Origin of the sequence: Zooshikella harenae (assembly GCF_018837975.1) — a bacterium.
Taxonomy (GTDB): Bacteria; Pseudomonadota; Gammaproteobacteria; order Pseudomonadales; family Zooshikellaceae; genus Zooshikella; species Zooshikella harenae.
In genome coordinates, this window is the sequence record NZ_JAGSOY010000224.1 from 1 (window position 1) to 1,714 (window position 1,714).

Genomic DNA, 1,714 nt, shown 5'->3' on the forward strand with positions numbered 1-1,714 from the left:
GATTATGATCGCTTAAAAGTCGATATTGATACCGAAGGTGATCCGTTTACTCTCGCCAAAAAGCGCACCACCACCTTTATGTCGAGTGGGATGACGGTGGTTGAGTCCTCTCCCGGTAAACCCATTATTGATTTACGTTGGGAAGCGAGTACCCCCCATGAAGCACCACCCTGCCAAGGTATTTTAGGATTATATAACCAAGGGGATCGACGACGTTTATATTGGCCTTGTCCACACTGTCAGGAATGGTTTCAACCTGTCTTTGAAAGACTGCATTGGGAAAAGCATACTGACCCAGTTAAGGCTTCAGAAAGTGTTTATATGCGCTGTCCTCATTGTCAGCAGCGTATTGAACCTAGCCAAAAAGATGAGCTTAACAATCAGTGCCGCTGGCTGGGTGAAGGTCAGCAGTTAACTGCGGCAGGTGAGGTCATTGGGGAAAAGCGACAATCGCGGTATGCCAGTTTTTGGATGGAAGGCCCTGCGGCCGGTTATCAAACCTGGCAAGAGCTGTTGTATACCTATTTACTGGCTGAACACCATTATGAACAAACCGGCAGTCAGGAAAAGTTTAAGTCGGTATTCAATATCGATTTAGGCCGTCCTTACTTCCCCATTCTCAATGAGCATCAACGTACTGCCAAAGGTTTAAAAGCACGGGCAGAACCTTTAACAAAACGCACGATCCCTCATGGTGTCCGCTTCTTAACCGCCGCCATCGATGTTCAGGCGGGTAGTCGTCGCCGGTTTGTGGTGCAGGTAGAAGGTTGGGGAGAAGGATTAGAACGGTGGCTGATTGATCGCTTAGCGTTACGGTATTCCCCGTATCGCACCGATGAAAACGATGAACGTTTACCGATTCATCCGGGTGCTTACGCCGAGGACTGGGATGTGTTGCTGGATAAAGTGCTGAATAAAGCCTATCCCTTAGCTGACGGCTCTGGTCGGGTGATGGGAATACGCATGGTGGCGTGTGATTCCGGTGGTGAGGATGGGGTGACGGATAATGCCTATGCCTTTTATCGTAAGGTCAGAAAACAAGGTTTACAGCACCGCTTTATGTTGATTAAAGGCGATCGCCATACCCAGCAAAAAATGCGAGAAACCTTTCCGGATAATACCCATAACTCACAACGTAAAGCCAAAATTTATGGTGATATTCCATTACAGCTATTGAATACCAATGTATTCAAAGACGCGTTAAATAATACGCTGGATCGGGACATACCGGGTCCTAAATATTTTCACTTTCCGGATTGGCTGCCCTTAAGCTTTTATGAAGAACTCACGGCCGAAACCCGTAACGCTGAGGGCAAATGGGAACCCTTGGGTGGACCCAATGAAGCCTGGGACTTGTCTGTGTATAACGGCGCTTGTGTCCACAAACTACAGGCCGAAACTATTAACTGGGCTTACCCTCCCAGTTGGGCGCAGCCATGGGACGAAAACACGCTGGTTTTTAACCCCGATGTGACCAGTCTTAATGAAGTCTCAAAGCCAAAACCGCTAGATTTATCGGCACTAGGGAGAGCCCTCGGATGAATACCGAACAACATTTATTTGAAGCACGACAAGCCTTGCATAAATTACGCACGGGAGAATTAAGGGCATCGATCCGTGATGCGGATGGGGCGATGGTGACTTACCATAAACCTGAGGATTTAGAGCATTATATTCACCAGCTCGAAGCTGAGATAAATCAATCTCAACAACG

2 protein-coding genes are annotated in these 1,714 nt (G+C 47.7%); both read left to right on the forward strand.

Going from position 1 to position 1,714, the window contains the following annotated elements; genetic code table 11:
- Positions 1-1,542: terminase gpA endonuclease subunit (locus KCG35_RS25110; RefSeq protein ID WP_215822589.1), on the forward strand; the 1,542-nt coding region annotated here is incomplete at its 5' end.
- The coding region (gene gpW, locus KCG35_RS27190; RefSeq protein WP_215822590.1) for a gpW family head-tail joining protein at positions 1,539-1,714 on the forward strand (176 nt) is incomplete at its 3' end. The genes KCG35_RS25110 and gpW, both read left to right, overlap by 4 nt.